This is a genomic window from Agrobacterium sp. LAD9, from assembly GCF_003031125.1.
Taxonomy (GTDB): domain Bacteria; phylum Pseudomonadota; class Alphaproteobacteria; order Rhizobiales; family Rhizobiaceae; genus Agrobacterium; species Agrobacterium radiobacter.
This window is the reverse complement of the sequence record NZ_PHGS01000007.1, coordinates 248171-274540: the sequence shown is the minus strand read 5'-3', so window position 1 is coordinate 274540 and position 26370 is coordinate 248171. Positions and strand designations below refer to the sequence as shown.

At 59.5% G+C, this 26370-nt stretch carries 27 protein-coding genes and 1 tRNA gene; 15 read left to right on the top strand and 13 right to left on the bottom strand.

Annotated features, from left to right (window positions below; all coding sequences use genetic code 11):
• Window positions 1-38 precede the first annotated feature (38 nt).
• Window positions 39-1061 (bottom strand): amino acid ABC transporter substrate-binding protein, encoded by a 1023-nt coding sequence (locus tag DA915_RS08005; protein ID WP_003502863.1) that lies wholly within the window; start codon window positions 1059-1061, stop codon window positions 39-41.
• A 376-nt stretch (window positions 1062-1437) separates the two neighbouring features.
• Here DA915_RS08005 and DA915_RS08000 point away from each other — a divergent pair, with 376 nt between their 5' ends.
• Entirely contained in the window at window positions 1438-2625 is a 1188-nt protein-coding gene (locus DA915_RS08000) for a cystathionine beta-lyase (protein WP_107675572.1), read from the top strand.
• Between the two features lie 17 nt (window positions 2626-2642).
• Here the strand turns inward: DA915_RS08000 and DA915_RS07995 are convergent, their stop codons facing one another.
• Window positions 2643-3824, bottom strand: coding sequence for an FAD-dependent monooxygenase (locus DA915_RS07995; protein ID WP_107675571.1), 1182 nt, complete (start codon window positions 3822-3824; stop codon window positions 2643-2645).
• 29 nt (window positions 3825-3853) lie between these two features.
• A complete protein-coding gene (locus DA915_RS07990; RefSeq protein ID WP_003502857.1) occupies window positions 3854-4099 on the bottom strand; it encodes a zinc-finger domain-containing protein in 246 nt (81 codons plus the stop codon).
• A gap of 170 nt (window positions 4100-4269) precedes the next feature.
• Between DA915_RS07990 and DA915_RS07985 the strand changes: the two genes are divergently transcribed.
• The 3 genes from DA915_RS07985 (at window position 4270) to DA915_RS07975 (ending at window position 6358) form a co-directional block, all read left to right on the top strand.
• Window positions 4270-5046 carry an alpha/beta fold hydrolase gene (locus DA915_RS07985; RefSeq protein WP_087744343.1) on the top strand — a complete coding sequence of 259 codons (777 nt, stop codon included), beginning with the start codon at window positions 4270-4272 and terminating at the stop codon, window positions 5044-5046.
• Between the two features lie 142 nt (window positions 5047-5188).
• Entirely contained in the window at window positions 5189-6013 is an 825-nt protein-coding gene (gene cysE / locus DA915_RS07980; RefSeq protein ID WP_003502853.1) for a serine O-acetyltransferase, read from the top strand.
• A gap of 141 nt (window positions 6014-6154) precedes the next feature.
• A complete protein-coding gene (locus DA915_RS07975) occupies window positions 6155-6358 on the top strand; it encodes a DUF3126 family protein (RefSeq protein WP_003502851.1) in 204 nt (67 codons plus the stop codon).
• A gap of 55 nt (window positions 6359-6413) precedes the next feature.
• Here the strand turns inward: DA915_RS07975 and DA915_RS07970 are convergent, their stop codons facing one another.
• Entirely contained in the window at window positions 6414-7805 is a 1392-nt protein-coding gene (locus tag DA915_RS07970) for a cytochrome P450 (RefSeq protein WP_107675570.1), read from the bottom strand.
• Window positions 7806-7915: 110 nt separating this feature from the next.
• Here DA915_RS07970 and DA915_RS07965 point away from each other — a divergent pair, with 110 nt between their 5' ends.
• Window positions 7916-8575 carry a TetR/AcrR family transcriptional regulator gene (locus DA915_RS07965; protein ID WP_107675569.1) on the top strand — a complete coding sequence of 220 codons (660 nt, stop codon included), beginning with the start codon at window positions 7916-7918 and terminating at the stop codon, window positions 8573-8575.
• A 95-nt stretch (window positions 8576-8670) separates the two neighbouring features.
• Here DA915_RS07965 and fdhA read toward each other — a convergent pair whose 3' ends face one another.
• Together fdhA and DA915_RS07955 are read right to left on the bottom strand one after the other, a co-directional pair.
• Window positions 8671-9861: a formaldehyde dehydrogenase, glutathione-independent gene (gene fdhA / locus DA915_RS07960; protein WP_003502846.1), complete on the bottom strand. Its 1191-nt coding sequence runs from the start codon at window positions 9859-9861 to the stop codon at window positions 8671-8673.
• Between the two features lie 161 nt (window positions 9862-10022).
• The gene (locus DA915_RS07955; RefSeq protein WP_020809425.1) at window positions 10023-10895 is read right to left on the bottom strand and encodes an ATP-binding protein; all 873 of its coding nucleotides are present in this window, start codon (window positions 10893-10895) and stop codon (window positions 10023-10025) included.
• A gap of 206 nt (window positions 10896-11101) precedes the next feature.
• Here DA915_RS07955 and yajC point away from each other — a divergent pair, with 206 nt between their 5' ends.
• The 5 genes from yajC to DA915_RS07930 all read left to right on the top strand — a co-directional run bounded on the left by yajC (window position 11102) and on the right by DA915_RS07930 (window position 15968).
• Window positions 11102-11449 (top strand): preprotein translocase subunit YajC, encoded by a 348-nt coding sequence (yajC, locus tag DA915_RS07950; protein ID WP_020012565.1) that lies wholly within the window; start codon window positions 11102-11104, stop codon window positions 11447-11449.
• An 80-nt stretch (window positions 11450-11529) separates the two neighbouring features.
• Complete coding sequence (secDF, locus tag DA915_RS07945; RefSeq protein ID WP_003502840.1) at window positions 11530-14103, top strand: protein translocase subunit SecDF; 2574 nt, start codon at window positions 11530-11532, stop codon at window positions 14101-14103.
• On the top strand, window positions 14103-14495 hold the full coding sequence (locus tag DA915_RS07940) for an Mth938-like domain-containing protein (RefSeq protein ID WP_107675568.1): 393 nt from the start codon (window positions 14103-14105) through the stop codon (window positions 14493-14495). Before secDF ends, DA915_RS07940 begins: the two co-directional genes overlap by 1 nt.
• 23 nt (window positions 14496-14518) lie before the next feature.
• A complete protein-coding gene (locus DA915_RS07935; protein WP_107675567.1) occupies window positions 14519-15364 on the top strand; it encodes a phytoene/squalene synthase family protein in 846 nt (281 codons plus the stop codon).
• Window positions 15365-15509: 145 nt separating this feature from the next.
• Window positions 15510-15968: a hypothetical protein gene (locus tag DA915_RS07930; RefSeq protein ID WP_003502835.1), complete on the top strand. Its 459-nt coding sequence runs from the start codon at window positions 15510-15512 to the stop codon at window positions 15966-15968.
• A gap of 20 nt (window positions 15969-15988) precedes the next feature.
• Here DA915_RS07930 and DA915_RS07925 read toward each other — a convergent pair whose 3' ends face one another.
• From DA915_RS07925 to lipB, 3 genes are all read right to left on the bottom strand, one after another.
• Window positions 15989-16924 (bottom strand): DMT family transporter, encoded by a 936-nt coding sequence (locus DA915_RS07925; RefSeq protein ID WP_192886436.1) that lies wholly within the window; start codon window positions 16922-16924, stop codon window positions 15989-15991.
• Window positions 16925-16997: 73 nt separating this feature from the next.
• Complete coding sequence (locus DA915_RS07920) at window positions 16998-18065, bottom strand: NAD(P)-dependent alcohol dehydrogenase (RefSeq protein ID WP_107675566.1); 1068 nt, start codon at window positions 18063-18065, stop codon at window positions 16998-17000.
• Between the two features lie 66 nt (window positions 18066-18131).
• Window positions 18132-18863: a lipoyl(octanoyl) transferase LipB gene (gene lipB, locus DA915_RS07915; RefSeq protein WP_107675565.1), complete on the bottom strand. Its 732-nt coding sequence runs from the start codon at window positions 18861-18863 to the stop codon at window positions 18132-18134.
• Between the two features lie 189 nt (window positions 18864-19052).
• Between lipB and DA915_RS07910 the strand changes: the two genes are divergently transcribed.
• Together DA915_RS07910 and DA915_RS07900 are read left to right on the top strand one after the other, a co-directional pair.
• Window positions 19053-19137 (top strand) — tRNA-Leu (locus DA915_RS07910).
• Between the two features lie 581 nt (window positions 19138-19718).
• The gene (locus DA915_RS07900; protein WP_020012558.1) at window positions 19719-20105 is read left to right on the top strand and encodes a PAS domain-containing protein; all 387 of its coding nucleotides are present in this window, start codon (window positions 19719-19721) and stop codon (window positions 20103-20105) included.
• A gap of 75 nt (window positions 20106-20180) precedes the next feature.
• Here the strand turns inward: DA915_RS07900 and DA915_RS07895 are convergent, their stop codons facing one another.
• Window positions 20181-20348 carry a Thivi_2564 family membrane protein gene (locus DA915_RS07895; protein ID WP_107675564.1) on the bottom strand — a complete coding sequence of 56 codons (168 nt, stop codon included), beginning with the start codon at window positions 20346-20348 and terminating at the stop codon, window positions 20181-20183.
• Between the two features lie 110 nt (window positions 20349-20458).
• Here DA915_RS07895 and DA915_RS07890 point away from each other — a divergent pair, with 110 nt between their 5' ends.
• Window positions 20459-20884: an OsmC family protein gene (locus DA915_RS07890; RefSeq protein WP_107675563.1), complete on the top strand. Its 426-nt coding sequence runs from the start codon at window positions 20459-20461 to the stop codon at window positions 20882-20884.
• Between the two features lie 3 nt (window positions 20885-20887).
• Here DA915_RS07890 and DA915_RS07885 read toward each other — a convergent pair whose 3' ends face one another.
• From DA915_RS07885 to DA915_RS07875, 3 genes are read right to left on the bottom strand one after another with little or no spacing between them, the layout of a single operon-like run.
• Window positions 20888-21382: a peptide deformylase gene (locus tag DA915_RS07885; RefSeq protein WP_107675660.1), complete on the bottom strand. Its 495-nt coding sequence runs from the start codon at window positions 21380-21382 to the stop codon at window positions 20888-20890.
• A gap of 17 nt (window positions 21383-21399) precedes the next feature.
• Window positions 21400-21702, bottom strand: a complete 303-nt coding sequence (locus tag DA915_RS07880; protein WP_107675562.1) for a hypothetical protein — start codon at window positions 21700-21702, stop codon at window positions 21400-21402.
• Window positions 21702-24002, bottom strand: a complete 2301-nt coding sequence (locus DA915_RS07875) for an FdhF/YdeP family oxidoreductase (protein ID WP_192886435.1) — start codon at window positions 24000-24002, stop codon at window positions 21702-21704. Before DA915_RS07875 ends, DA915_RS07880 begins: the two co-directional genes overlap by 1 nt.
• 393 nt (window positions 24003-24395) lie before the next feature.
• Here DA915_RS07875 and mgtE point away from each other — a divergent pair, with 393 nt between their 5' ends.
• Together mgtE and DA915_RS07865 are read left to right on the top strand one after the other, a co-directional pair.
• Window positions 24396-25823 (top strand): magnesium transporter, encoded by a 1428-nt coding sequence (gene mgtE, locus DA915_RS07870; RefSeq protein ID WP_003502821.1) that lies wholly within the window; start codon window positions 24396-24398, stop codon window positions 25821-25823.
• A gap of 71 nt (window positions 25824-25894) precedes the next feature.
• Window positions 25895-26281 carry a MerR family DNA-binding transcriptional regulator gene (locus DA915_RS07865; protein ID WP_003495942.1) on the top strand — a complete coding sequence of 129 codons (387 nt, stop codon included), beginning with the start codon at window positions 25895-25897 and terminating at the stop codon, window positions 26279-26281.
• The last annotated feature ends 89 nt before the right edge of the window (window positions 26282-26370 follow it).

Sequence of the window (26370 nt, the reverse complement as noted above, 5' to 3'; positions counted from 1 at the left end):
CCAGCCTCCTGTCATGATCTAGCCGACGATGGGGCCGATCAACGGACCGGCGGTGCGTATTGCAGGCCGCCCTTGGTCCACAGCGCGTTCTGGCCGCGCTCGATCTTCAGCGGGGAGCCTGCGCCGACGTTGCGGTCGAAGACTTCGCCGTAGTTACCCACCAGCTTGATGATGTTGTAGGCCCAGTCGTTGGTGACGCCGAGATCGGTACCGATCTTGGTGCCTTCTTCTGTGCCGAGCAGGCGCTTGATATCAGGGTTGGCGCTGGTCTTCTGCTCATCGACGTTTTTCGAGGTGATGCCCAGTTCTTCGGCATTGACCATGGCGTAGTGAACCCAGGTCACGATGTCGAACCACTGGTCGTCGCCCTGGCGAACGGCCGGTCCAAGCGGCTCCTTGGAGATGACCTCAGGCAGAACGATGTTGTCGTCCGGGTTCTTCAGCTTGAGGCGGATGGCGTAAAGACCGGACTGGTCGGTGGTGTAGACGTCGCAACGGCCGGAATCATAGGCGGAGGTTGCGTCGGCTTCCTTTTCGAAAACGACCGGGTTGTACTGCAGATTGTTGGTCTTGAAGTAGTCGGCGAGATTGAGCTCGGTGGTCGTGCCGGTCTGAACGCAGACGGCGGCGCCGGAAAGCTCGAGCGCGGACTTAACATTCAAGCCCTTCTTGGCGATGAAGCCCTGGCCGTCATAATAGTTGACGGTACGGAAGTTGAAGCCGAGCGACGTGTCGCGGCTGATCGTCCAGGTGGTGTTACGGGTCAGAACATCGACTTCACCGGACTGGAGAGCCGGGAAACGGTCCTTGCTCGAAAGGGCGACGAACTTGGCCTTGGAAGGATCGCCGAAAACCGCAGTGGCAATACCACGGCAATAGTCCACGTCGATACCGGACCATTCGCCCTTGTCATCGGGATTGGAAAATCCCGGAATGCCGGCGCTGACGCCGCAGGTGACGAAACCCTTGCCCTTCACATCCTGAAGTGTCGCAGCCGAAGCGACCGAGGCTCCTCCCAAAACTGCTGCGCCGATGGCGGCTGACAGAATTGCCTTTTTCATTTTTCCCAACCTTTGTTTGTTATCGTCACTTGGAAGAGGACCGGCATATTGTCTTGCCCCAGCTCCCCCTTCAGCGAGACCTTTTCGATCCGCTTTTTCTATCACAATCGCAATTGGCAGCGGGGTCAAGACGTGCGGGCAATAATTGTGCCTATAAAACGGAATTTTCCAAATTTTGGTCGGGAAGTGTGCAAAGGGTGAAAATATAAGCATATTTTTGCGGAAATTTGAACTTGCACAGTATTTGTATACTTGTTGTATGCTGGCTCTCGGTGGATCAATTCAGGCCGTTTGAGAGGAGCCTGCGGGACTTGACCTTGCGGTCCGCTCTTAGCATTGTCGCACGCGTCAATGTTCCTTCGAAAGCTGATCTGAAATGACCAAGACAAATGACCTGCTTTCCGTCGCAGGTGTGAATACGCGCCTGACCCACGGCGGCAACGATCCCGCGGACTGCTTCGGTTTCGTCAATCCGCCCATCGTGCGTGGCTCTACTGTGCTTTTCCCCGATGCCGAGACGCTTTCGACCGAAAACCAGAAATACACCTATGGCACCCATGGCACGCCGACGACCGATGCGCTGTGCAGTCTCGTCGATGAGCTGGAAGGGTCTGCCGGAACCATTCTCGTGCCGTCGGGCCTTGCGGCGATCACCGTGCCGTTCCTCGCCTATCTCGGCGCTGGCGATCATGCGTTGATTGTCGATTCCGTCTATTATCCCACGCGCCGCTTCTGCAACATGATGCTGCGGAAGCTCGGCGTCGAGGTGGAATATTACGACCCGGCAATCGGCACGGGCATCGAGGCGCTGATCCGTCCGAATACCAAACTCGTGCATCTGGAAGCGCCGGGCTCCAATACCTTCGAGATTCAGGATGTCCGGCTGATCACCGAGATCGCCCACAGGCATAATTGTGTGGTGACGATGGACAATACCTGGGCGACGCCGCTTTATTTCAGGCCGCTCGATTTCGGCGTCGATGTCTCCATTCACGCCGCCACCAAATATCCTTCGGGTCATTCGGACGTGCTGATGGGTTTCGTCTCGGCCAATGAAAAGCATTGGAAGACGCTTTATCAGGCCAATACCAATCTTGGCATCTGCGTCACCTCTGACGATGCCTATCAGATCCTGCGCGGCATGCGCACCATGGGAATTCGGCTGGCGCATCATCAGAAAAGCGCGCTTGAAATCGCCACATGGCTGGAGAGCCGTGACGACGTCGTTCGCGTGCTGCATCCGGCCTTGCCGAGCTTTGCCGGGCACGAACTCTGGAAGCGCGATTTCAAGGGCGCAAGCGGCGTCTTCTCCTTCGTGCTGAAGGCGGAAGAGGGCAAATACAAGCAGACGGCGGCTGCCTTCCTTGATGCGCTGACGTTCTTCGGGCTCGGCTATTCCTGGGGCGGATACGAATCGCTTGCTGTTTCGGTGTCGCTTGTCGACAGGACCATCGCCAAGGGCCCCTCCGAAGGGCCGGTCATCCGCCTGCAGATCGGGCTCGAGGATGTCGCCGATCTCCAGAAAGACCTTGAAGCCGGGTTCGCGGCTGCCGCCGGGGTCTGATTTCAGATCCCGCAGCCTCAGCCTTTCGCGTGATAACCGTAGAGCCAGTCGAAGTCCTTCAGGAAGGCTTCCGTCGGACGTGTGGAAAACACGAAGTCCCGCGCGGTGCGGACCGGGCCTCTGGCATGATAGGCAAAACGATTGAGAGAGGCCCGCTTGCGGGCCTTTTCTATGCGCGGCAGGCGCAGGGCCTCGAAAGCGGCAAGGGCCTGCGGCACGGGCAGCGAGGCTCTGGCGTTGCTGCCTGCCATGGTTCCCGCAAGTTCAAACGCATCCTCGATCGCCATGGCCGCGCCCTGGGCGGCGAACGGCATCATGGCGTGCGCCGCGTCGCCGATCAGCACCGTGTCACGGCCGTTGTGCCAGCGGCCGGGGCCAGCCTGATAGAGCGGCCAGAAAGTCGGGTTTTCAGACGAATCGAGCAATCGGACGATGTCAGGGCTGAAGCCGCGAAACTGTTCCAGCAGCATGGCTTTCTGCCGTCCGCTCGATTCCGCCCGCCATGTTGCGCCGGGGTCGGCGCCGAGCGCGATGGCGACGATGTTGAAGCCGCCGATTTCCTTCAGCGGATAGGCGACGATATGGCCGCCCGAGCCGAGATAGGCCGTGACGGCGCTTTTGTTGATGGCTGACGGCACGTCATTTGCTGTGACCGTGAAGCGCCAGGCCACATTGCCGGAGAAAGTGGCGGTGGGAGCGGAAGGCACGGCGAAGCGGGCCGCCGACCAGACGCCATCCGCGCCGACGATCAGATCATGGTCGCGGAAGGTGGTTGCGGCGATGATATCCGCTGTCGCATTTTCGATGCGTTTTCCGAGATGCAGGCGGCAAAGCGGGTTGCGTATCACCGCCTGGAGAAGTGCGTTTTGCAGCGTCGAGCGGTGCAGCACGCCATAGGGTGCGCCCCAGCGGCTGCGGGCCACCGCGCCCATCGGTAGGGAGAGCAGCGTGGCAAGCGATTTTCCGGAGGCGAGTTCGACGCTGACAGGTTCGGTCCAGCGCGCCTCGATATCAGGCAGTACCCCGAGCGTGGCGAGAATGCGGGCGGCATTGGGGGAAAGCTGCAGGCCGGCGCCAACTTCCGCCAGTTCGCCGGCCTGTTCGATGATGTCACAGCCGATACCGTGCCGGGCAAAGGAAAGGGCAGCGGTGAGACCGGCAACGCCGGCACCGACAATGGCTACGGATTTTATGGGCATGGTGCGCCCCGATCAGAAAAGGTGGAAGGTCAGGCAGCCTTCACATGGAAGACGCAGCCCGGAGGATTGGTCTGCTCTGCCTTCAGCGACGGATTGTAGCGATAAAGGGTCGAGCAGTAGGAACAGACCTTCTCATTGTCGTCGCCCATATCGATGAAGATATGCGGATGATCGAAAGGCACGGAAGCGCCGGTGCACATGAATTCCTTGACGCCGATCTCGATCATGCGGTGTCCGCCATCGTTCTGGAAGTGGGGAATGGAATGGCCGGCCATGTTCGTCTCCAAATGCAACATCGTTATCGAGCCGCCGCTGGTTTTCGCGCATCGGCTCGTCGTTGCGGATATGTAGCCTCAAACGCATTGCATCTCCATAAAAATCGTCAGCAAAACATGTTCAACATTGCTAATTCCTGCCATATGGTCCGGCAAAAAGGATGTCCTTGATGAATCTCAACACGCCGCAGTTTTCCGATTTTTCCCATGACGGCCTTCGCCTTGCCTATTTCGACGAGGGTGATCCGGCGGGCGATCCGGTTTTGCTGATCCACGGCTTTGCCTCCAGCGCCAATGTCAACTGGGTGCATCCCGGCTGGCTGAAGACGCTGGGTGAAGCGGGCTACCGGGTGATCGCCATTGACAATCGTGGCCATGGCGCAAGCGACAAGCCGCATGATCCGGAAGCCTATTATCCGCCTGTCATGGCCGGCGATGCGGTGGCGCTGCTCAATCATCTCGGCATCGCCGAAGCGCATGTGATGGGATATTCCATGGGTGCGCGCATTTCGGCCTTCCTTGCCATGGCCCATCCTGAGCGCGTGCGTTCGCTGGTCTTCGGCGGGCTCGGCATCGGCATGGTGGAAGGCGTCGGTGACTGGGATCCGATTGCAGAGGCGCTTCTTGCTCCTTCGCTCGATGTCGTGACGCACGAGCGCGGCCGCATGTTCCGCGCCTTTGCCGACCAGACGAAAAGCGACCGGCTGGCGCTGGCCGCCTGCATCGAGACATCGCGGGTTCTCGTCACGCGCGAGCAGGCGGCAAAGATCGACGCTCCGACGCTGATCGCAGTCGGAACGAAAGACGACATCGCCGGATCCGGCGCGGAACTTGCGGCGATTATGCCGCATGCGCGGGCAATCGATATTCCCGGCCGCGACCACATGCTGGCCGTCGGGGACCGGGTGTTCAAGGCGGCGGTGCTGGAATTTTACCGCTCGCTATGAGCGTGATGGCAAGAAACGGTTTTTCATGCTGCATGAAGAAAAACTGAAGCCTTGCCGCCTTTAAAGTCGTCATTCGAATCCCATTTCTAATGCACGTCTTTTTCTGTATAAAGAACGACTACTGCAAACGAGGAGACCATTCATGGTCGCACGTACCGAGGCCCGTCAGCCCGAACAGCTGGCGATCGTCGATCCGATCTGGGGCAGCCTGCTGCATGAGGCGCGTAGCGCCGCGGCACAGGATCCGCTGCTTTCGGCCTTCCTTTATTCGACGATCCTCAATCACCGGTCTCTCGAAGAATGTGTGATCTACCGTATCTGTGAACTCCTCGATCATCCCGACATGCAGGCCGTGCTTCTGCGCCAGACCTTCCAGGATATGCTGGATGACTGGCCGGAATGGGGAAGCGTGCTGCGCGTCGATATCCAGGCCGTTTACGACCGTGATCCCGCCTGCACGCGCTTCATGGAGCCGCTCCTCTATTTCAAGGGGTTCCAGGCCATCCAGACCCATCGCCTTGCCCATTGGCTGCTGCAAAAGGGCCGCAGGGATCTGGCGCTTTATCTGCAAAGCCGCTCATCGAGCATCTTCCAGACCGATATCAATCCGGCCGCGCGCATCGGCAAGGGCATCTTCCTCGACCATGCCACCGGGCTGGTGGTCGGCGAGACGGCCGTCATCGGTGACAACGTCTCCATCCTGCATGGCGTCACACTTGGCGGCACCGGCAAGGAGGGGGCGGATCGCCACCCGAAGATCGCCAATGGCGTGATGATCGGGGCGGGGGCGAAAATCCTCGGCAATATCGAAATCGGCAGCTGCTCGCGCATCGCCGCCGGTTCGGTGGTGCTGAAGCCGGTTCCGCCGAAGACTACCGTTGCCGGCGTGCCGGCGCGCGTGGTGGGAGAAGCAGGGTGTTCGGAGCCCTCGCGCCTGATGGACCAGCTTATCGGAGCGGATATCTGACTGGCCCTGTCGCGCTCTGATGGGGCCGGCATTTTCACGGTCGTCCGTGTGGAAGACGCGGATGACTTGCCGCTTTCACTTTACTTTGGCCTTTGTCCCATGCCAAAAGCGGCTCAACGCGAACCGCACAGGAGAATAGTGGTGAAAGCCGACGAAATCAAAAAACTCGACGCCTATTTCAAGCGCACTTTCAATGAAAAGATGATTGTGAAGGCGCGTCCGCGCAAGGACGATTCCGCCGAAGTGTATCTTGGCGAAGAGTTTCTCGGCGTCGTTTATATCGATGACGAAGACGGCGACCGTTCCTACAACTTCTCCATGGCGATCCTCGACGTAGATCTCTGATCGTCACCATCCGGTGACGGATGGAGTTTCGCACTAAATCAGTCGCCCGCGGTGGTTACGCCGCGGGCGATTTGTTTTGTCGCGGGCTCACCTGCATCATCAGGCGGTTTTCCGGCCGCAAGGTGACCCGCATCAGCGGCTCCGTATTTGCCGGGCTTTTGTTCTTGAGGTGGACGTCCTGCAAAAGCACGGCAAGGATTGCGACAGCCTCCATCATGGCAAAGGCGTTGCCGATGCAGACGCGCGGGCCCGCGCCGAAGGGCATATAGGCGTAGCGGTGGCGCGCCTTGATCTTTTCGGGTTCGAAACGTGACGGGTCGAAGCGGTCGGGTTCGTCCCACAGCGTGGTGTGCCGGTGGACGGCGTAGATCGGCACATAAAGAACGGTGCCCGCCGGGATATCGTGCTCGCCGAGCCTGAAGTCCTGCAATGCGGTGCGTGTCACGACAGGGGCGGGCGGGTAGAGCCGCATCGCTTCCGAAAATACCTGTCTGGTATAGGTCAGGCGGGCGATATGATCCGCCGCCACCGGTTCGCCGGCGGTAACGGTTTCAATCTCGTCGATGACCTTGCTTTCCACGTCGCTGTTTTGCGAGAGCAGATGGAAAGTCCAGGCAAGGCCGAGGGCCGTGGTTTCATGACCGGCCGTGATGAAGGTCAGGAGATTATCGATGATTTCCGTGTCGCTCATCATGCGTCCGGTTTCCGGGTCTTTCGCTTCGAGCAGCATGGAAACCAGATCGTTCCTTTCGATCGGATTCTGCCGTCTTTCGGAAATGACGGTCGCAAGGCTGGAACGAAGATAGCCGACCGCCGCGCGGGCCTTGCGCCGGCCCGGATGCGGAAGCCATTCCGGTGCGCCCAGCATGGCGAGCGCGAAGGTCCAGCCCGTGGGTTTCAGATAATCGGTGATGCTTTGCTCGACACGTCCTATATCGATGCCATGGCCGCCGGACATCATGGTTTCGACAATGATATCGAACGTCGTCCGCATCATCTCATGGCCGATATCAATGTCACCGGCAGTTGATCGCCACCGCCCTTGCGTGCGACGCGCGGCGTCGATCATGACCGGCAGCAGTTCCAGTAGCTTCTCATGCCGAAAGGCCGCAGCGACGGATTGCCTTTGCCACTTCCAGTGATCGCCGTCGGCCGTCAGCAGGCCCTGGCCGAGTGCGGGGCCGAGGGCGCGGCGTACATCTTCGCCCTTGCCGAGCAGATGGGCGTTCTTGACCAGAGCTTCATGAATAAGTGCGGGGTCGGCAAGATGAACCCGCATGACGCCGCCGAGGTGGGTAAAAAACGCCGGCTCGTTGAAAATTTCCGGCGGCAGAGCCTTCAACGGATTGCGGATGAGCGACAGGGCGACGCGTACCGTCGCGAATTTGGAGACGGGAGCGGTTCCGGGCGTATCGGGGGAGGCGGTGCGAATGTCGGTGCCGGTCATTTACAGGTCCTTTGTCCGCGTTGAACACTTACATTTTCTGTTAAGGTGTATACCTTATTTTTGGTATTTAAGGTGCACGCCTTAGGTTTCAATGGTTGGGTTCGACATCAATGAAAAAAATCAATACCGGACGCACGCCCGTTCGTCCCACGCGCCAGAGAATTCTCGACGCCGCACTTGTGCTGTTCAACGAGCGCGGGCCCGATCATGTGACGACGGCCGAAATCGCGAGAGCGGTAGAAATCAATGAGGGCAATCTCTATTACCATTTCCGCACCAAGGAAGCGCTGTTTCTGGCGCTGTTTGCCCGGTTCGAGGCCGATGCGCTGGCGATTGTCGGAAAGATTGACGGGGCGGATGAGGCGGCGGCGGCAACCTATGCCGGTTTTCTGCGGCTCTGGTTTTCGCTTGTATGGGACTATCGTTTCCTGTTTCGCGATCTGGTCGGTCTTATCTCTTCCGCCCCGGCGCTGGTGGAGCCTGTGCGAACCATAAGCGCCGCCATGCGTCTCGCTGTCGGCGATATCGTCGCCCGCATGGAGAAAGCGGGCCTGGCAGTTATTCCCGAGGAAGAACGGCCGGCCGTCCTGACAAATCTCTGGATCGTCTCCACCTATTGGGCGGCCTATCTCAACCTTCAGGAAGGTATCACCGAATTTGGATCGCAGCAGCTGGACTGGGGATTGGAGCAGGTCTCAAGCCTGTTCAGACCCTATCTCTCCCCGGAAGCGAAAGCCGAACTGGAAGCGATGCTGGTAGTGGAGCCGTAAGTCTCACCGGATGGTGACAAGAGGGAAACAAAGACGCCCGCGACGATATCCGTCGCGGGCGTTTCTACGAGTATCAGCCGTCTACCGCTGAAGTATCAGGCAGCCTTCAGCAGATCGCCATGCGGATCGAGGACGAACTTGGTGGCCGCACCCTGGTCGAAGCTTTCATAACCCTGCACGGCGTCATCAAGCGCGATGATCTTGGCGTTGACGATATCGGCAATCGGCAGGCGGTCATGCAGAATTGCCTGCATGAGCTGGCGGTTATATTTCAGCACCGGCGTCTGGCCGGTGTGGAAGGATTGCGCCTTTGCCCAGCCGAGGCCGAAGCGCAGCGAAAGGGCGCCCTGTTTTGCCGCATTGTCAACCGCGCCGGGATCTTCTGTGACATAAAGCCCGGGGATGCCGATAGAGCCGGCGGCGCGGGTGATTTCCATCATCTGGTTGAGAACGATGGCTGGCTGTTCACCGCCGGAATGGCCGCGTGCCTCGAAACCGACGGCGTCGATTGCACTATCAACCTCATTGGTGCCGACGATCTCGGCGATCATGTCGCCCAGCCGGTCGCCCTTGGAAAGATCGACGGGTTCAAAACCGACTTTTGCTGCATGGGCAAGGCGATCCTTGTTGAAATCGCCGATCATGACGACGGCAGCACCCAGAATGCGGGCGGAGGCGGCAGCGGCGAGACCCACCGGGCCGGCGCCTGCGACATAGACCGTAGAGCCGACGCCGACGCCCGCCTTGACCGCGCCGTGGAATCCGGTCGGCAGAATGTCCGACAGCATGGTGAGGTCGCGGATTTTCGACATCGCCTTGTCGCGGTCCGGGAACTTCAGCAGGTTGAAATCGGCATAGGGGATGGTGACATAACGGGCCTGTCCGCCGATCCAGCCGCCCATATCGACATAACCGTATGCGCCGCCGGCGCGGGACGGGTTCACCGTCAGGCAGACGCCGGTATCCTGCGACTTGCAGCAACGGCAACGGCCGCAGGCGACGTTGAACGGCACGGATACGATATCACCGACCTGCAGCATCTCGACGTCGATGCCTTTTTCAATGACTTCACCGGTAATCTCATGGCCAAGAACGAGGCCCGGCATTGCCGTCGTGCGGCCGCGCACCATGTGCTGGTCGGAGCCGCAGATATTGGTGGAAATCACCTTGAGAATCACGCCGTGCTCGATACGGCGGCCATCCGGCGCCTCAAGCTTCGGGTCGTCGATGTCGCGGACTTCGACCTGACCCGGCCGCATGTAGACGACGCCTCTGTTCCTGCTCATATCCATCTCCTCCGTGGTTTGAACACCGTGCCTGTCCGCTCCTCCGCGGGCAGGTGACTCCATGGGTGCAGCAAACCATGTGAGGGGAGATGTGGCGTTCGGGAATACGACACTGGTTGTGGCCGTAACGACACCGGCTTTCATCCGGTGTCACGGTGGCGTTATCTGTCGAGCGGTTTTCTGAGGCGGCCGGCGGCATCCTGAATATATTGCCAGGCAACGCGGCCCGAGCGGCCGCCGCGGGTGGTTGCCCATTCCAGCGCTTCATGATGAAGCGTTTCGCGGTCCAGACCCAGATCGAAATGCGTGGCATAGCTGTCGATCATCGTCAGATAGTCTTCCTGGCCGCATTTGTGGAAACCGAGCCACAGGCCGAACCGGTCCGAAAGCGACACTTTTTCCTCAACCGCTTCCGAAGGGTTGATGGCGGTGGACTGCTCGTTTTCCATCATGTGGCGCGGCAGAAGATGGCGGCGGTTGGAGGTCGCATAAAACAACACATTGTCCGGCCGTCCCTCGATGCCGCCGTCGAGTGCTGCCTTCAGCGATTTATAGGCCGTATCGTCATGGTCGAAGGAGAGGTCATCGCAGAAAACGATGACGCGCTGGCCTGACGCCTTCAGGATGTCGAGCAAAGCGGGCAGGGTGTGAATGTCCTCGCGGTGTACTTCCACCAGTTTGAGCGAAACGCCGCTTGCCGCGCGCACATCTTCGTGAACGGCCTTGACCAGCGAGGATTTACCCATGCCGCGCGCACCCCACAGGAGCACGTTGTTGGCGGCAAAACCTTCCGCGAAGCGCAGCGTGTTTTCATGCAGGATGTCACGCACATGATCGACGCCACGGATCAGCTTCAGCGCGATGCGGTTGGGGCGGGGAACCGGCTGGATAAAGGAGTTGGTCGGCACCCAGACGAAACAATCGGCCGCATCCCAGTCGTTTACGGCGGGCGCGGGGCCGGCCAGCCGCTCCACGGCGAGGGTGAGCCGGCGCAGTTCTGAAAGAAGCAGGGAGGCCGTTTCTTCTCGAATCATGGTGTTTCTTCCGCTTGTCTGGTGTTCAAAACTCTGTTTTGCGCCCGGCCTAGCATGGTGTTTGGCGCCCATAAAGGTTAAGAGGTCCGGAATCGGTACGGCGTGGGCCCTGCATCTGTTGCAATCCCGGCGTTCCCCACTATATTCCGGCGGCTTGAAAGCTGGGGCGGCATCCAAGGTCGTGCCGTAATTCTGAGGAGTTTTATATGTTCATTAGTCAAGCTTTTGCCCAGGACGCAGCAGGCGGCGCATCTGCCTTCGGTTCCGGCCTTGAAATGCTTTTCCTGTTTGCGCCGCTTATGGTGGTCTGGTACTTTTTCCTTATCCGCCCGCAGCGCGCGCAGATGAAGAAGCGTCAGGAAACGCTCACCAATATTCGCCGTGGCGATCAGGTCGTTCTTGGTGGCGGCATCGTTGGTAAGGTGACCAAGGTCATCGATGACAATGAACTCGAAGTCGAAATCGCCGAAGGCGTGAAAATCCGTGCCGCCCGCGCTTACATTGCCGAAGTGCGCGTGAAGGGCGAAGTGGTCAAGACGGAAACCGCTTCCTGATCCTGCCGGACAACCGAATGCCCGATTGCGAATTTTGACGGGTTGCGCGGAGCGCGACCCCAACCCTGACCGAGATCGAAATGCTTCATTTTTCCCGTTGGAAAACAGTCTTCATCTGGCTGCTTGTGCTGGCAAGCGTCTTCATCGCCTCTCCCAACCTGTTTACGGACAAACAGCTGGAGGGCATGCCTGCCTGGTACAAGGACAACAAGGTAACGCTCGGTCTCGACCTTCAGGGCGGTTCGCACATCATGCTCAAGATCGAGCGTTCCGACATCGTCAAGGAACGGCTTGAAACGATCGTGGGCGATGTGCGCACCCAGCTTCGCGACGCCAACATCCGCTATTCGGGGCTCACCGGCAACGGCCAGCAAATTCAGGTCCGCATCAGCGATCCCGCTCAGGTGGAAGCCGCAAAGAACGCGCTTCGTGACCTGACGCAGCCGGTGTCCGCCGGCACGCTGGTCGGCGGCTCCATCACCGAAGTGACGATGAATGACGGCGGCGACAATCTGCTCCGGCTCAATCTGACGGATGAAGGCATCGATTACCGTCTGTCTTCGGCCGTTTCGCAGTCCATCGAAGTCGTGCGCCGCCGCGTTGACGAAGTCGGCACCACCGAGCCGCTCATCCAGCGTCAGGGTTCCGACCGCATCATCGTGCAGGTTCCGGGGCTTCAGGATCCGCAGCGTCTGAAGTCGCTTTTGAACCAGACGGCCAAGCTCTCCTTCCGCATGGTCGACACGACGATGCCGGTGCAGGAAGCGATGAACGGCCGTCCGCCGGCTACATCAGAGGTTCTCTACTCGCAGGACGATCCGCCGGTTCCCTATCTGGTGGAGCGCCGCGCGCTCGTTTCCGGCGACAATCTCGTCGACGCGCAGGCAAGCTTCAACCAGCAGACCAACGAACCCGTCGTTACCTTCCGCTTCGACAGCCGCGGCGCGCAGCGCTTTGCGCAGGCGACGCAGCAGAATGTCGGCAAGCCTTTCGCCATCGTGCTTGATAATCAGGTCATTTCCGCGCCTGTTATCCGCGAACCGATTATTGGCGGTTCGGGACAGATTTCAGGTAATTTCTCGGTGCAGGGCGCCAACGACCTTGCGGTCCTGCTGCGCGCCGGTGCACTGCCGGCTACGCTGACCGTGGTTGAAGAACGCACTGTCGGTCCGAGCCTTGGTAACGACTCCATCACCGCCGGTCTGACGGCCAGCGTCATCGGCGCCGTCGGCGTCCTCATCTTCATGTTCGTGTTCTATGGCTTCTTCGGCCTGCTCGCGAACATCGCACTCATCGTCAACGTCGTCATGCTGCTCGCTGTCCTCAGTGTGATAGGATCAACGCTGACCTTGCCAGGTATTGCCGGTATCGTTCTGACGATCGGTATGGCGGTGGATTCCAACGTTCTGATCTATGAGCGCATACGCGAGGAGGTGAAGAGCGGCAAACCGCTGATCCAGTCACTGGATAACGGCTTCACCCGCGCCTTTGCGACCATTATCGACGCCAACCTGACGACGCTGATCGTGGCGAGCGTGCTGTTCTACATGGGCACCGGCCCGGTCAAGGGCTTCGCGGTCACGCTGGCCGTCGGTATCATCACCACCGTCTTCACGGCCTATACGCTGACGGCGTGGATGTTCGGCTACTGGGTTCGCCGCAGCCGTCCGAAACATCTGCCGAAGGGTGTCCGCACCGCCATGTTCGACGGCCGCGACATTCCGTTCATGCGCTACCGTCGCGTGGTGTTCATGATCACCGGCGTCGTCATGCTCGCCTGTGTCGGTGGCTTCGTGGCCAAGGGCCTGAACCTCGGCATCGACTTCCAGGGCGGCTCGGTCATCGAAGTCCGCGCCAAGCAGGGTGAGGCCGATCTCGCCGATATCCGTGATCGCCTGAACCAGCTCAACCTCGGTGAAATCCAGGCGCAGAACTTCGGTACGCCGCAGGACGTTCTCATCCGCATCCAGGCGCAGGACGGCGGCGAAAATGCCGAGCAGTCTGCGATCACCATGGTGCGCGGCGAGCTTGAGGACAAATATGACTTCCGCCGCGTGGAAGTCGTCGGTCCGGCCGTTTCGGGTGACCTCACCTTCACCTCCACGGTTGGCATCCTGCTCGCCATGACGGCGATCATGATCTACATCTGGGTTCGCTTCGAATGGCAGTTCGCCTTGGGCGCCGTCATTTCGATGGTGCACGATGTGGTCTTCACCATCGGTCTCTTCGTGTTCCTGGGGATAGAATTCAACCTCACCAGTATCGCGGCGATCCTGACGATCATCGGTTATTCGCTGAACGACACCGTCGTCATCTATGACCGTATCCGCGAAAACCTCAGGCGTTATAAAAAGATGCCGCTGTCGATGATCATCGACGTGTCGCTGAACCAGACGCTGTCGCGTACGATCCTCACCGGTCTGACCGTGCTTCTGGCGCTGCTGTCGCTCTACCTCTTCGGTGGCGAAGTCATCCGCTCCTTCACCTTCGCCATGCTGTTTGGTGTCGGTATCGGCGTGTTCTCGTCGCTCTACATCGCCGCACCGGTGCTGATCGCCTTCAAGCTGCGTCCCGACAGCAAGGATGCTGAAGACGAGAAGGACGACAAGAAAGAAAACAACACAGGCGCCATCGGCGGCAAGCCTGCCGTCTGATGGCCGGCGGGATCGAAATACGCCCGGCCCATTTTCCCGGCCGGGCGCCCATCGATGCCTATGGCAATGGCGGTTTCCGTTTTGCCGACATGTCGCATCGCGGCTCTCTTCTCCTCCTGCCTTCGGGCGTTTACGGGTGGGAGCCGGTTGATGCAAAAGAACTGACCGTCGGGCATTTCGAGAAGGTTCTGGCGGAAGCACAGGATATCGAAGTGCTGCTGATCGGCACGGGTGACGGCATGCGGGTCCTGCCGAAAGAACTGCGCGCCGCCTTTAAGGAGGCGGGCATTTCGGTTGATCCGATGAGTACGGGTGCTGCGGTGCGCACCTACAATATCATGCTTTCGGAATCGCGCGCCGTGGCCGCGGCGCTGATTGCCGTCGAAGGCTGACAGGACGTTTCGCGCGGGGAACCATGGCACCCACAGAAAATCTCGACGTCAGCCTCGCGACGCTGCGCGATACCGATCGCGACCGTTACCTTGCCTGTCTTCTGTCGCCTGCCGACAGGCGCAATGCCCTTGCCGCGCTCTATGCCTTCAACGCCGAAATCGCCCGCATCCGCGATTCCGTGCGTGAGGCGCTGCCCGGCGAAGTGCGCATGCAATGGTGGCGCGACCTTATCGATGGCAATCCGCATGGTGACAGCCAGTCCCACCCGGTGGCTGCAGCGCTTCTGACAACGATCGAACAATATCGCCTGCCGCGCCCGGTTCTGGCCAACATGATCGAGGCCCGGATCTTCGATCTCTATGACGACCTGTTCGAGGATCGCAATGCGCTGGAAGGTTATGCTGGCGAAACCGCATCCGCTTTGATCCAGCTTGCAAGTCTCGTGCTTTCCGCTGAAGACGCCGCATCCAGCGCGGAAGGGGCAGGTCATGCGGGCGTCGCGCAGGCCATGGCCGGCATGTTGCTGCTTATGCCGCTGCACCAGCGTCGCGGGCAGGTCTATATTCCCGCCGATATGCTGGCTGCGGCCGGGCTCGACCGCGAGACTTTTCTGGAAGGTAAGGACAGGCAGCGCATCGGCATTGCCATCGAGATTTTTGCGACCCATGCGCTGGATCATATGGAGAGGGCACGACGCGCAAAGATCTCGAAAAATGTTTTTGCCGCCTATCTTCCCGTCGCCCTGTCCGGCCCTGTCATCACTGCGGCGAGAAAGACGGGGAGCGGCGTATTTGACGGCGACCTGCAACTGTCGCAGCTTCGCCGGCAATGGCTGCTGGCAAAGGCCTCCTTCCTCAAGCGTTTCTGATTACGCAGACCGCGTAACGCAGCGAAACGACATCGATCCGGCAGAGCCACACTTCACACAAGCCTCGGTCTGTATGAACCTGAGCCGGGTTCGCGTCTTTTCGATTCGCGAATCGTGATGTTTCGATGCTGAGGGAGCGCCCCGGATGAGTATTGCGATCTGGATTATCGTTTTCGTGCTGCTTTCGGTCTTCGCTGTCTACGCCTGGCGCATGACGCGGGCGACGGATGAGGATAACAGTCATGATGTGGGGCAGGCGATCATGGATTTCGCCCGTGCCTTTCCCAACGAGGCGATCAGAAGTCTGCACATGACGGCGGATGGTGGTGCTGCCTTCGTGCGGCTGCACGACAACAAGGCCGGCTTCATGCGCAATATGGGGTCGCATTATGTGTGTGTGATGATCGATCCCGAGCGCATCAGGGTCGAAAGTCTGGAAAGCGGTGACGGTTTCGTCGTCACCTTTTTCGATATGCCGAAATATAGCGGCTCATACCGGTTCAAATCGGCCGGAGAGGCGGCCGAGGTTTCGCTCTGGCTGCTTGGCAGTCTTGTGGAGGCGCAGGATCATCACGACGACGGGCCGCTGCCCTCGGATAGTTGAGAGACGGCGAGGGTCGGCAGTCATTGCCCGTCAAGCGGCGGGTTTGCGCCGGCTTGCTTGCGCTCGCGCCAGATGATGAACAGGCCGGATGCGACGATGATGAGAATGCCGAGCCATTTTGATGGCGTCGGGAAATCGGAAAACAGCGCATAACCGAGGATAGTCGCCGAGATGATCTCGAAATACTGGAACGGCGCCAGCAGAGAAAGCGGCGCCAGCCGGAAGGCCCTGACGATCAACAGGTGCATGTAGCCGGATATCGATCCCAACAGGATTAGCAGGGTGAGGGCAAAGCCGGATTGCGGAAGCGAGACGGCAAAATCCTTGTCGCCGAGTGCATCACCGGCAAGAAGGGCCGCCCCCATGAACACCGTACCGGCAATGCCGGACATGGTCTGCATGATCAGCGGGCTGTCGGCATCGCCGATGGCGCGGTTCAGGAACAGGTAAAGTGTGTACAGAAAGGCGCAGGCAACCGGCAGAAGCGATGTCCAGCCGAAGATTTCGAAACTCGGCTGAATGACGATCAGGGCGCCGCCGAATCCGACTGCGATCGCCGTCCAGCGCTTCCAGCCCACCTTGTCGCCGAGGAAGATCGCCGACATCATCGTCAGCATGAATGGTTCGACGAAATAGATCGCGAAGACATCCGCAAGCGGCATGTATTTGACGGCGGCGAAGAACATCAGGCTGGCCGAGGCGTGCAGCACACCGCGCAGGCAGTTCATCCATGGCCGTTTGGCGCTGAACAGCGCCCTGGGTGACACCACGAGCAGCAACGGCAGGGTGCAGAGCACCTGGAAAAAGAAGCGGTAGAAGGTCACCTGCGCCGGCGACATGCCGCCACTGACCGCCATGTATTTGGCGATCGCATCCATGACCGGCAGCACCAGCATGCAACCCGCCATGATGGTCATGCCCTTGGCGATATCGTTGAAACCGGTCTGGCTGGTCATGGATCAGGCTGCGCTTTCGACCCAAAGGTCCAACGGGAGAGGGGACGCCTGCAAGGTCGCCCCCCTTCAGGGGTCAGGCGGCCTTCTGGCGCGGCAGGCTCTTCATATCAATGACGAAGCGATAACGCACATCGCTTTTTATCATGCGTTCATAAGCGTCGTTGATCTGATCGATATTGATCATCTCTATCTCGGCGGCGATGCCTTTCTCGGCGCAGAAATCCAACATGTCCTGCGTTTCGGGAATGCCGCCGATCATCGAGCCGGCAAACGTCTTGCGGCCGGGAATGAGACTGAAGGCCATCACCGAGAGCGGCTTTTCCGGTGCGCCCACCTGCACCAGCGCGCCGTCACGTTTCAGCAGTGCGAGATAGGCGTTGATATCGTGGTCGGCGGCCACAGCGTCGATGATGAGATCGAGACTGGAAGCGGCCCTGTTCATCTGTTCGGCATCACGCGAGATGATGACCTCGTGGGCGCCGAGTTTTTTAGCGTCCTCCGCCTTGCCGGGCGACGTCGTGATCATCACGACAGTCGCGCCCATGGCGTTGGCGAGCTTGACCGCCATATGGCCAAGGCCGCCGAGACCAACGACGCCGACACGCTTGCCGGGACCGGCATTCCAGTGCCGCAGCGGCGAATAGGTGGTGATACCCGCGCAGAGCAGGGGTGCGGCGGCGGCCGGATCGAGGCCTTCGGGAATGTTGAGGATGTAACGGTCGTCGACGACCACATGGGCGGAATACCCACCAAGCGTATGCGCGCCGCCGCCCATCGCCTTGTCAGGCGAATTATAGGTGCCGGTCATGCCGTTTTCGCAATATTGCTCCAGCCCTTCGGCGCAGCTTGCGCATTCACGGCAGCTGTCGACGATACAGCCGACGCCGACACGCTCACCTGTCTTGAACTTGGTCACCTGCGAGCCCACCCGTGCAACGCGGCCGATGATTTCGTGGCCGGGAACGCAGGGGTAGAGGGATCCCTGCCATTCGCCGCGGGCCGTGTGAATATCGGAGTGGCAGACGCCACAGAATTCGATCTCGATTTCGACATCGCGCGGGCCGGGATCGCGACGTTTGATGGTCGCGAGCTTCATCGGCGAAGAACCGTCGTCGCAGGCATAGGCGGACGTTGTGAACATGGTCGTTCCTCCTCTTATGGTGATCGATGCTGGAAACACCGGCCTGCGGCAAAGGTTGCGGTGCAATCAGCCGCCAGCGCCGGTTTCGGGCACTGCCGCGCCAAACACCTCCTCAAAGGCCTCGCGCAGCAGAACGTCGACGTCGCCGATCATAACCGGCAATCCGAGATCGACAAGGCTGGTGACGCCATAGGCGCTGATGCCGCAGGGAACGATGCCGGAAAAATGCGAGAGGTCGGGATCGACATTGATCGACAGCCCGTGAAAGCTCACCCATTTCCGCAACCGGATGCCGAGCGCGGCGATCTTGTCCTCGGCCATGCCACCATCGGGCAGAAGAGGTTTTTCCGGACGCCTGACCCAGACGCCGACGCGGTCCTCGCGCCGCTCGCCCCGGACATTCATCTTGTCGAGCGTGCGGATGATGACATCCTCCAGCGCCGCCACATAGGCGCGCACATCCTGCCGCCGCCGCTTCAGGTCGAGCATGACGTAAACGACCCGCTGTCCCGGCCCGTGATAGGTATATTCACCGCCGCGACCGGTGGCGAAGACGGGGAAACGATCAGGCTCAATGAGATCAACGGCATCGGCACTTGTGCCCGCGGTATAGAGCGGCGGATGTTCCAGAAGCCAGATGAGTTCGTCAGACTCCCCGCCGGCAATGGCGGCCACTTCGCGTTCCATCCCCTCGATCGCCAGTTCGTAAGGCACGAGACCTTCCGAGATTCGCCAGCGGACGGGCGGCGAACCGGCGGCGGGAAGCATATTTGTCTCGATATCGGTGCGTGTGAGCATGAAAAAGTCCTTTCCACAGCCTTCTCGCAAAATGGCGACAGGGCCGCAACCCCAGCATTTCCGGGCTTCCTGCATATAGGATGGTGCAGTGCGATTTTTAATTTCAAAAAACTGTCACGACGCTCTTGTGCACCGAAAATCCTTTTGCTACATGCACCCCCGTCGGCGCAAGTCGACGCCTACCACGATGCGGTCGTGGCGGAATTGGTAGACGCGCAGCGTTGAGGTCGCTGTGGGGCAACCCGTGGAAGTTCGAGTCTTCTCGACCGCACCAAAGAAACCCGCTTCGGCGGGTTTTTTCTTTTTTAGTCAACTGATTAGCCCTATGCCTTGGAAACCACGAAGGTTCGTTGGTGCGCAAATCGGCCATGTCAATGTTTTCACTCGCAGCCGGAACGCTCTGATTGAAGGGCGGCAAATCACCGACTTGCCGCCGTCCGGATTGAATGGACGAGGTGAACTAGCGTCGGTTGCGCTGCCCGTCACCGACACGGTAGGGGTCGCCGTCCATGACCTGATCCATTCGCCACTCGTTTCCACGATATGGACTATGCCACGTCTGGCACCCGGCTAAAAAGACGGTTGCGGTCAGCAATCCGAAAGTGAGGGCGGTTCGCACCATATTGAACTCCTTCGACATGTCATCGCAAGCATGTAGGCGCAGGCAGGTGGTTTTGCGATGCCTTTTCAGAATTATCGTCCATCTCGGAACGCCATTTGGATTCGGTGATCAGCAGATTTCCGTGGATATCGATACACGCTGCAGTAGCCAGACGTTTCCCCCCATAAAAACGAGGGGTGGAATATTAGAGGTCTGATGTTAGCTTTTGTCAGGAAAAATGTCTGGGGGTTTTCGTGCTGGGGGACAAAACGGATTCAGACAATGCGCTCGGCTATTACATGTGGAGCATTTCCGACAACAGGCTGATCATGGATGCTGTCACCGCGGAATGTCATGGGTTTCCCGAACCAGTTGCGTCGCGCGGGGTGACGATTGAGGAGATTCTCGAAAGAATCGATGTCGAAATGCGCGATCAGGTGGCGCAGGCCATTTTTGAGAGCATCACCACCGGCGTGTTTTTCGATCAGCGCTACAAGGTCAATCTACCGGATGGTTCAAGCCGGTGGATCGTGGCGAAGGGCAGGGCGATTTTTGATGCCGACAATACGCCGTTTCTCGGCATTGGCAGCGTCCGGGATATTACGCTGAAGAAAGCCTATCAGTTCGAGCCTCGCCAATAGCGATCAGGCAGGTGAAAAACGCGCATAAAAAGAGGCGGCTTTCGCCGCCTTTTTCGTCTGCACTACGCCGGGACATCAGAAGCCGGCGAGATATTTCAGCAGCGAAATAATGCCGATGATGATGACGATCACTTGAGCGATCTGTTTCGCACCGCCGCCGACCGGCAGTCGTGCGATAAGCCACAAGACAAGCACAATCACCAGGAAGGTGATCAGAATGCTGACGAGCGTAGATGTAACCATATGTCCCAGCTCCCTTTTTAATCAATATTCGACGGTCGTTCACCGTTGCGTGAGTAAAAGCGCGAGGCTAATTTTGGTTCCATCGGTGTAATCGCGGTGTGAGGTCGGGTGTGAATCAGTTCAGGGTTAAAAAGCGGCCGACAGGGGCTGTCGTTACACTTGGCCGTCTTGGGCATCCCGACGTCGTCACGGCCACCGGCGGCGCCCTGACGGTGATGACGGGGGCGTCAGAGCCGGGTTTCAATCCGCTCGATCTTCTTTATTCGTCGCTGGCGGCCTGCCTGGCGCTTAGCGCCCGGATTGCGGCGAGCCGCATGGCCGTGCTCGACCGGTTCGAAAAGGTCACGGTGCATGTGTCGGGCGAAAAGGCCGATGAGGAGCCATCGCGGATCGTGCGTTTCGATGTCCGGATCGAGATAAAGGGGGATTTCGATGAGGCCACCCGCAGCGCCATCGCCCATATGGCCGAGGATATCTGTACCGTCAGCAACACGCTGAAGGGCGATGCGGAATTTGTGCTGTCGATATCAGGCTGACCGTCAGGGTTTTCGGGATTTTTCCCATTTTTTTACCAGCCGGTCGCGCTTGAGTTTCGAGAGGCGCTTCAGCCAGAAAATACCGTTCAGCTGGTCGATCTCGTGCTGGATACAGATGGCGTGAAACCCCTCGGCGTTCTGCCGGTGTTCGCCGCCGGATATATCCTGAAACCTCACCTCGACTTCGGAAGGCCGCTCAACCTCGTCGGTAAAGCCCGACATGGAGACGCTTCCTTCCATATGCCGCATCGTCTGTGCGGATTGGCTGACGATTTCAGGGTTGACGTAGGTGAGGACAGTTCCCGGCGTCAGCTCCAGAACGAAAACGCGCTGCTTGACGCCGATATGGGCGGCGGTGATGCCGACGCCGGGGGCGGCGCGCATCGTATCGATCAGGTCGGTGACCAGATCGTGCAGCTGCTCGTCGAAAACCGTGACCGGCGCGCAGATTTCGGACAGACCGGGATGGGGATAGGGCAGGATCGGCCTGATTGCCAAGGAACGCTCCGTTCGTTTCAAATCCGGGATGAAGAGGCGGCAAGTGCCTGTCCTTCTTCAGTCGTCTCCAGAAAGCTGCGCTGGGTGCGGGCGTCGCGTTTTGTGACCCGTACGAAACGCGGTGACAGGAGAGTGATTTCGCGCAGAATAAGGGCGTGTGCAAGCCCAAGCCGGTTGGCGATGCTGCGGCTGTCGGCGGCGATGTTCAGATAAACCGCCAGAAGGATCGCCGCGCCCGTGGCCGTCAGCACCTGTGAGGAGCTTTCCTGAACCCGCTCCACCGCCGCCATGAACGCAGCGGCGGATTGCTCCTCTTCCATCAGGAGGCGTCCGGGCGCAGGCGAACGGAGACGAGCACCGATTTCGATGTCGGCGTGAAGCTGCCTTCGCCATAGCTCGACAGCGGCACCAGCACGTTCAGTTCCGGGTAATAACCGCCGACGCTGCCGCGCGGGATATTATAGGGCACCAGTCGGAAATCTTCCGCGATACGCTCCATGCCATCGCCATATTCGCCGATGACATCGACGCGCTGGCGGGAATGGGCGCCGAGCGCTTCCATATCTCCAGGGTTCATGAATATGACGTGGCGTTCGCCATAGACGCCGCGATAGCGGTCATCCATGCCGTAGATCGTGGTGTTGTATTGATCGTGGCTGCGGAATGTCTGCAGTACGAAGAGGTTATCACACATCAGCGCCTGCTGGTGTTCGGTCTGTTCCGGCAAGGGGCCGCTATAGAAGGTGGCCTTTTTTGCCGGCGTGTTCCATTCCCGTTCGGCCGCCGCATTGCGCAGATGAAAACCGCGCGGCACACGGACGCGTTCGTTGAAATTGTCGAAACCGGGAATGACCCGCTCGATCATGTCGCGGATGAGATCGTAATCATCGGCAAGCGCCTTCCAGTCGAGATGCGCATTGCCAAGCGTTGCTTCGGCGATGCCGGCAACGATGGCGACTTCCGAACGCAGCTCCTCCGAGGCCGGCGGATTGATGCCGCCGGAACCGTGCACCATGCTCATGGAATCTTCCACCGTAACGATCTGCGAGCGGCCGGCCGAATTGCGGTCGATTTCCGTTCGGCCGAGGCAGGGCAATACGAAGGAGGTTTCGCCCGGCACCAGATGCGAATGGTTGAGCTTGGTGGCGATGTTGACGGTCAGCTTCTGCTTTTCGAAAGCCTTGACGATCAGCGGGCTGTCGGGTGTCGCGCGCATGAAATTGCCGCCGAGGGCGATGAAGGTCTGAGCCTTGCCCTCCAGCATCGCGGCGACGGCTTCCACGGTATTGTGGCCGGGTCTGCGCGGCATGGGGACGCCGAGTTCCTTCTCCAGCGCCTCGAGAAGCGCCGGCGGTGCTTTTTCGTCGATGCCGACGGTGCGGTCACCCTGCACGTTGGAATGGCCGCGCACCGGGCAAAGGCCGGCGCCGGGGCGGCCGACATTGCCGCGCAGCAGCATGAAATTGGTGATTTCACGAACGATGATGACCGAGTGGCGGTGCTGGGTGACACCCATGGCCCAGGTGGCGATGACGGAACCGGCATTCATGTAGATACGGGCCGCCTCCTCGATCTCCGCGCGGGTGAGGCCGGACTGGTCGAGGATGCTTTCCCAGCTCGTCGCTTCAACGGCGGCACGGTAGGCCTCGAACTCCGCCGCATGTTCGGCGATGAAGTCGTAATCGATGATGGCGGGTTCGCCTGCCGCCCTTGCGGCATCGTCGGCGGCAAAGACCGCCTTGCTCATGCCGCGCACCGCCGCCATGTCGCCGCCCTGGCGCGGCTGGTAATAATTGGTGGCGATGCGGGTGCTGCCGCCGGTAATCATCTCGACCTTGTCCTGTGGGTCGGCGAAGCGCTCCAGACCCTTTTCGCGGATGGGGTTGAAGACGGCGATCCGGGCGCCGCGAAGGGCGGCGCGGCGCAGGTCACCCAGCATGCGGGGGTGGTTGGTGCCGGGATTTTGCCCGATAACGAAAATGGCGTCGGTCTGCTCGAAATCCTCAAGCAGCACGGTGCCCTTGCCGACGCCGATCGATTCTTTCAGGCCGACGCCGCTCGCTTCGTGGCACATGTTGGAGCAGTCGGGGAAATTATTGGTGCCGTAGAGCCGGACCATCAACTGATAGAGGAAGGCGGCCTCGTTGGAGGCGCGGCCGGAGGTATAGAACTCCGCCCGGTCCGGGCTGTCGAGACTGTTGAGGATGTCACCGATTTCGGCGAAGGCATCGTCCCAGGAAACGGGCAGATATCTGTCGCTTGCCCGGTCATAACGCATGGGATGGGTCAGGCGGCCCTGTTTTTCCAGATCGTAGTCAGACCAGCTGCGCAGTTCGGAGACGGTGCGGCTGGCGAAGAAATCCGGCGGCACCCGGGCTTCCGTCGCTTCCCATGACACTGCCTTGACGCCGTTTTCGCAGAATTCGAAAGAGGAGCCGTGTTCTGGGTCACCCCAGGCGCAGCCCGGGCAGTCGAAACCATCCGGTTGGTTGGTCTTCAAAAGTGTGCGGGCGCCGGAAATCGGGGCGCCGGATTCCAGAAGGCGTTTGCCGACGCTTTTGAGTGCGCCCCAGCCACCTGCGGCGGAGGATGCCTTGCCTATGAAATCCGTCTTGCTCATGGTTGTGATTCCCGGGATATGTCTTCTCGCGCCCGCCTGCCGACGCTTGCCGTTTGTCAAAAGCAACTTCAAAAGCGCTGATCCACACTGCCTGTCAATGTCTTAATTGTGCATTGCGGTGAAACCCTTATTTGCCCGTTCGACATTTGAAATGGGAACGGCGTAAAGGGGGTGGACGTTGTCGCAAAGCAAGCCGCAAAGATTGGCTAAACATGCTTGTGGCCGCTGGCTGAGACCCTGCCGGCCAATAGGAAGAGGAATGTTGAATGGATTTTGCGCCGCAGTCGGAAAGCTTGTTCATTTGCCGCTATCCGGTTGTTGACAATATACCTTTTAACGCCATTCTGCCTGCGCATCCGTGCACTGCGGCATTTGAATACGAGGGGACGCCAGATGACAGACCGTGACGACGATCCTGTCGCGCCCGAGGACGTGAAGCCGACGGAAGCGCCCTCCGATATTTACGCCGAAGATGGGTCTGTGCGCTCCGACTTTCTGACGATGGTGGGTGCGGCGATCGCTGACCGCGATCTGCTTTTCCTGCGCAAGAATGTGGCGCGGCTGCACGAATCGGAACTCGGCGACCTCCTGGAATCCATCCTGCCTGAACAGCGCCACGCGCTGGTGCGGCTTCTCGGTTCCGATTTCGACATGACGGCGCTGACCGAGGTGGATGAGGGCATCCGTCTCGATATCGTCGACCAGATGTCGAACGAGCAGATTGCCGCCGGCATCGGCGAGCTGGATTCGGACGACGCCGTCTATATTCTTGAGGACCTCGACGACGAAGACCGCGAGGATATTCTCTCGCAACTGCCGTTCACCGAACGCGTGCGGTTGATGCGGGCGCTGGATTATCCGGAAAGTTCGGCCGGCCGCCGCATGCAGACGGAATTCGTGGCCGTGCCGCCGTTCTGGACCGTGGGGCAGACCATCGATTATCTGCGCGAAGAAGAAGAGCTGCCGGAATCGTTCTCGCAAATTTTCGTTATCGATCCCACGTTCAAGCTGGTTGGTGCGCTTGATCTCGATCGCGTGCTGCGCGCCAAGCGTCAGGTGAAGATCGAAACGATCATGCACGAGACCAACCACTCCATTCCGGCTGAGATGGATCAGGAAGAGGCCGCGCAGCTTTTCGAGCAATACGACCTTCTCTCCGCAGCCGTAGTCGATGACAACGGCCGGCTGGTGGGCGTGCTGACCATCGATGACGTGGTGGACGTCATTCAGGAAGAGGCCGAAGAGGATCTGCTGCGCCTTGGCGGTGTCGGTGACGAAGAGCTGTCTGATAGCATTGTCAGCACCTCGCGCTCGCGTGTGCCCTGGCTTGCCGTCAATCTCCTTACCGCCTTTCTGTCCGCCTCGGTCATCAGCCTGTTCGATGCGACGATCCAGCAGATTATCGCTCTGGCGATCCTGATGCCGGCGGTGGCCGGTATGGGCGGCAATGCCGGATCGCAGACCATGACGGTGTCGGTGCGGGCGCTCGCCACCAAAAGCCTCGATATTCACAACGCCGCCCGCATCATCAGGCGCGAGGCGGGTGTGGGCATCCTGAACGGCATGCTGTTCGGTTGCGCCATCGGCATTGTCGCCGGTGTCTGGTTTCAGGATATCCATATCGGTGGCATCATCGCCACGGCCATGTGTCTCAACATGCTGGCGGCGGCGCTGGCGGGCATTCTCATTCCGCTGGTGCTCGACAAGTTCGGAGCGGACCCGGCCGTTTCTTCGGCAGTCTTCGTCACGGCGGTCACCGATATTGTCGGCTTTTTCGCCTTTCTGGGGATCGCGACCTGGTGGTACGGTATTTCCGGATAGGGGAAGCGGGCGAAAATTGACTTTTACGTGAAGGTCAAATAATATTATCCGGTTATGAATCGGATAGGCCCTTGGACAAGTATTATAGCATAACCGAACTGACACGCGAATTCGGTGTTTCCACCCGTACCTTGAGATTTTATGAGGACGAGGGGCTTATTCACCCTGAGCGTCGCGGGCGCACCCGGCTTTTCAGGGCTGCGGACCGCCGCCTCATTCAGGAAATCCTGCGCGGCCGTCGTATCGGTTTCACGATCTCCGAAATTCGCGAAATCATTCATGTCTACAAGGAGCCGCCGGGCGAATCGGGCCAACTGGTGCTTCTGATGAAGAAGGTCGATGAAAAGCGCGCCGATCTCAGGCAAAAACGCAAGGACATCGAAGAGACGCTGGCGGAACTCGACAATGTCGAAGAAGCCTGTCTGACGCGGCTTGCCGAAATCGGCGTGGGGACCTGAACCCCGCCCTGTAGCGGTTTGGCTACTCCGTTAACGTAACGTCGAGAATGGCTCTGAAGTCTTTCCACTTTTGCTGCATATGGAACGAG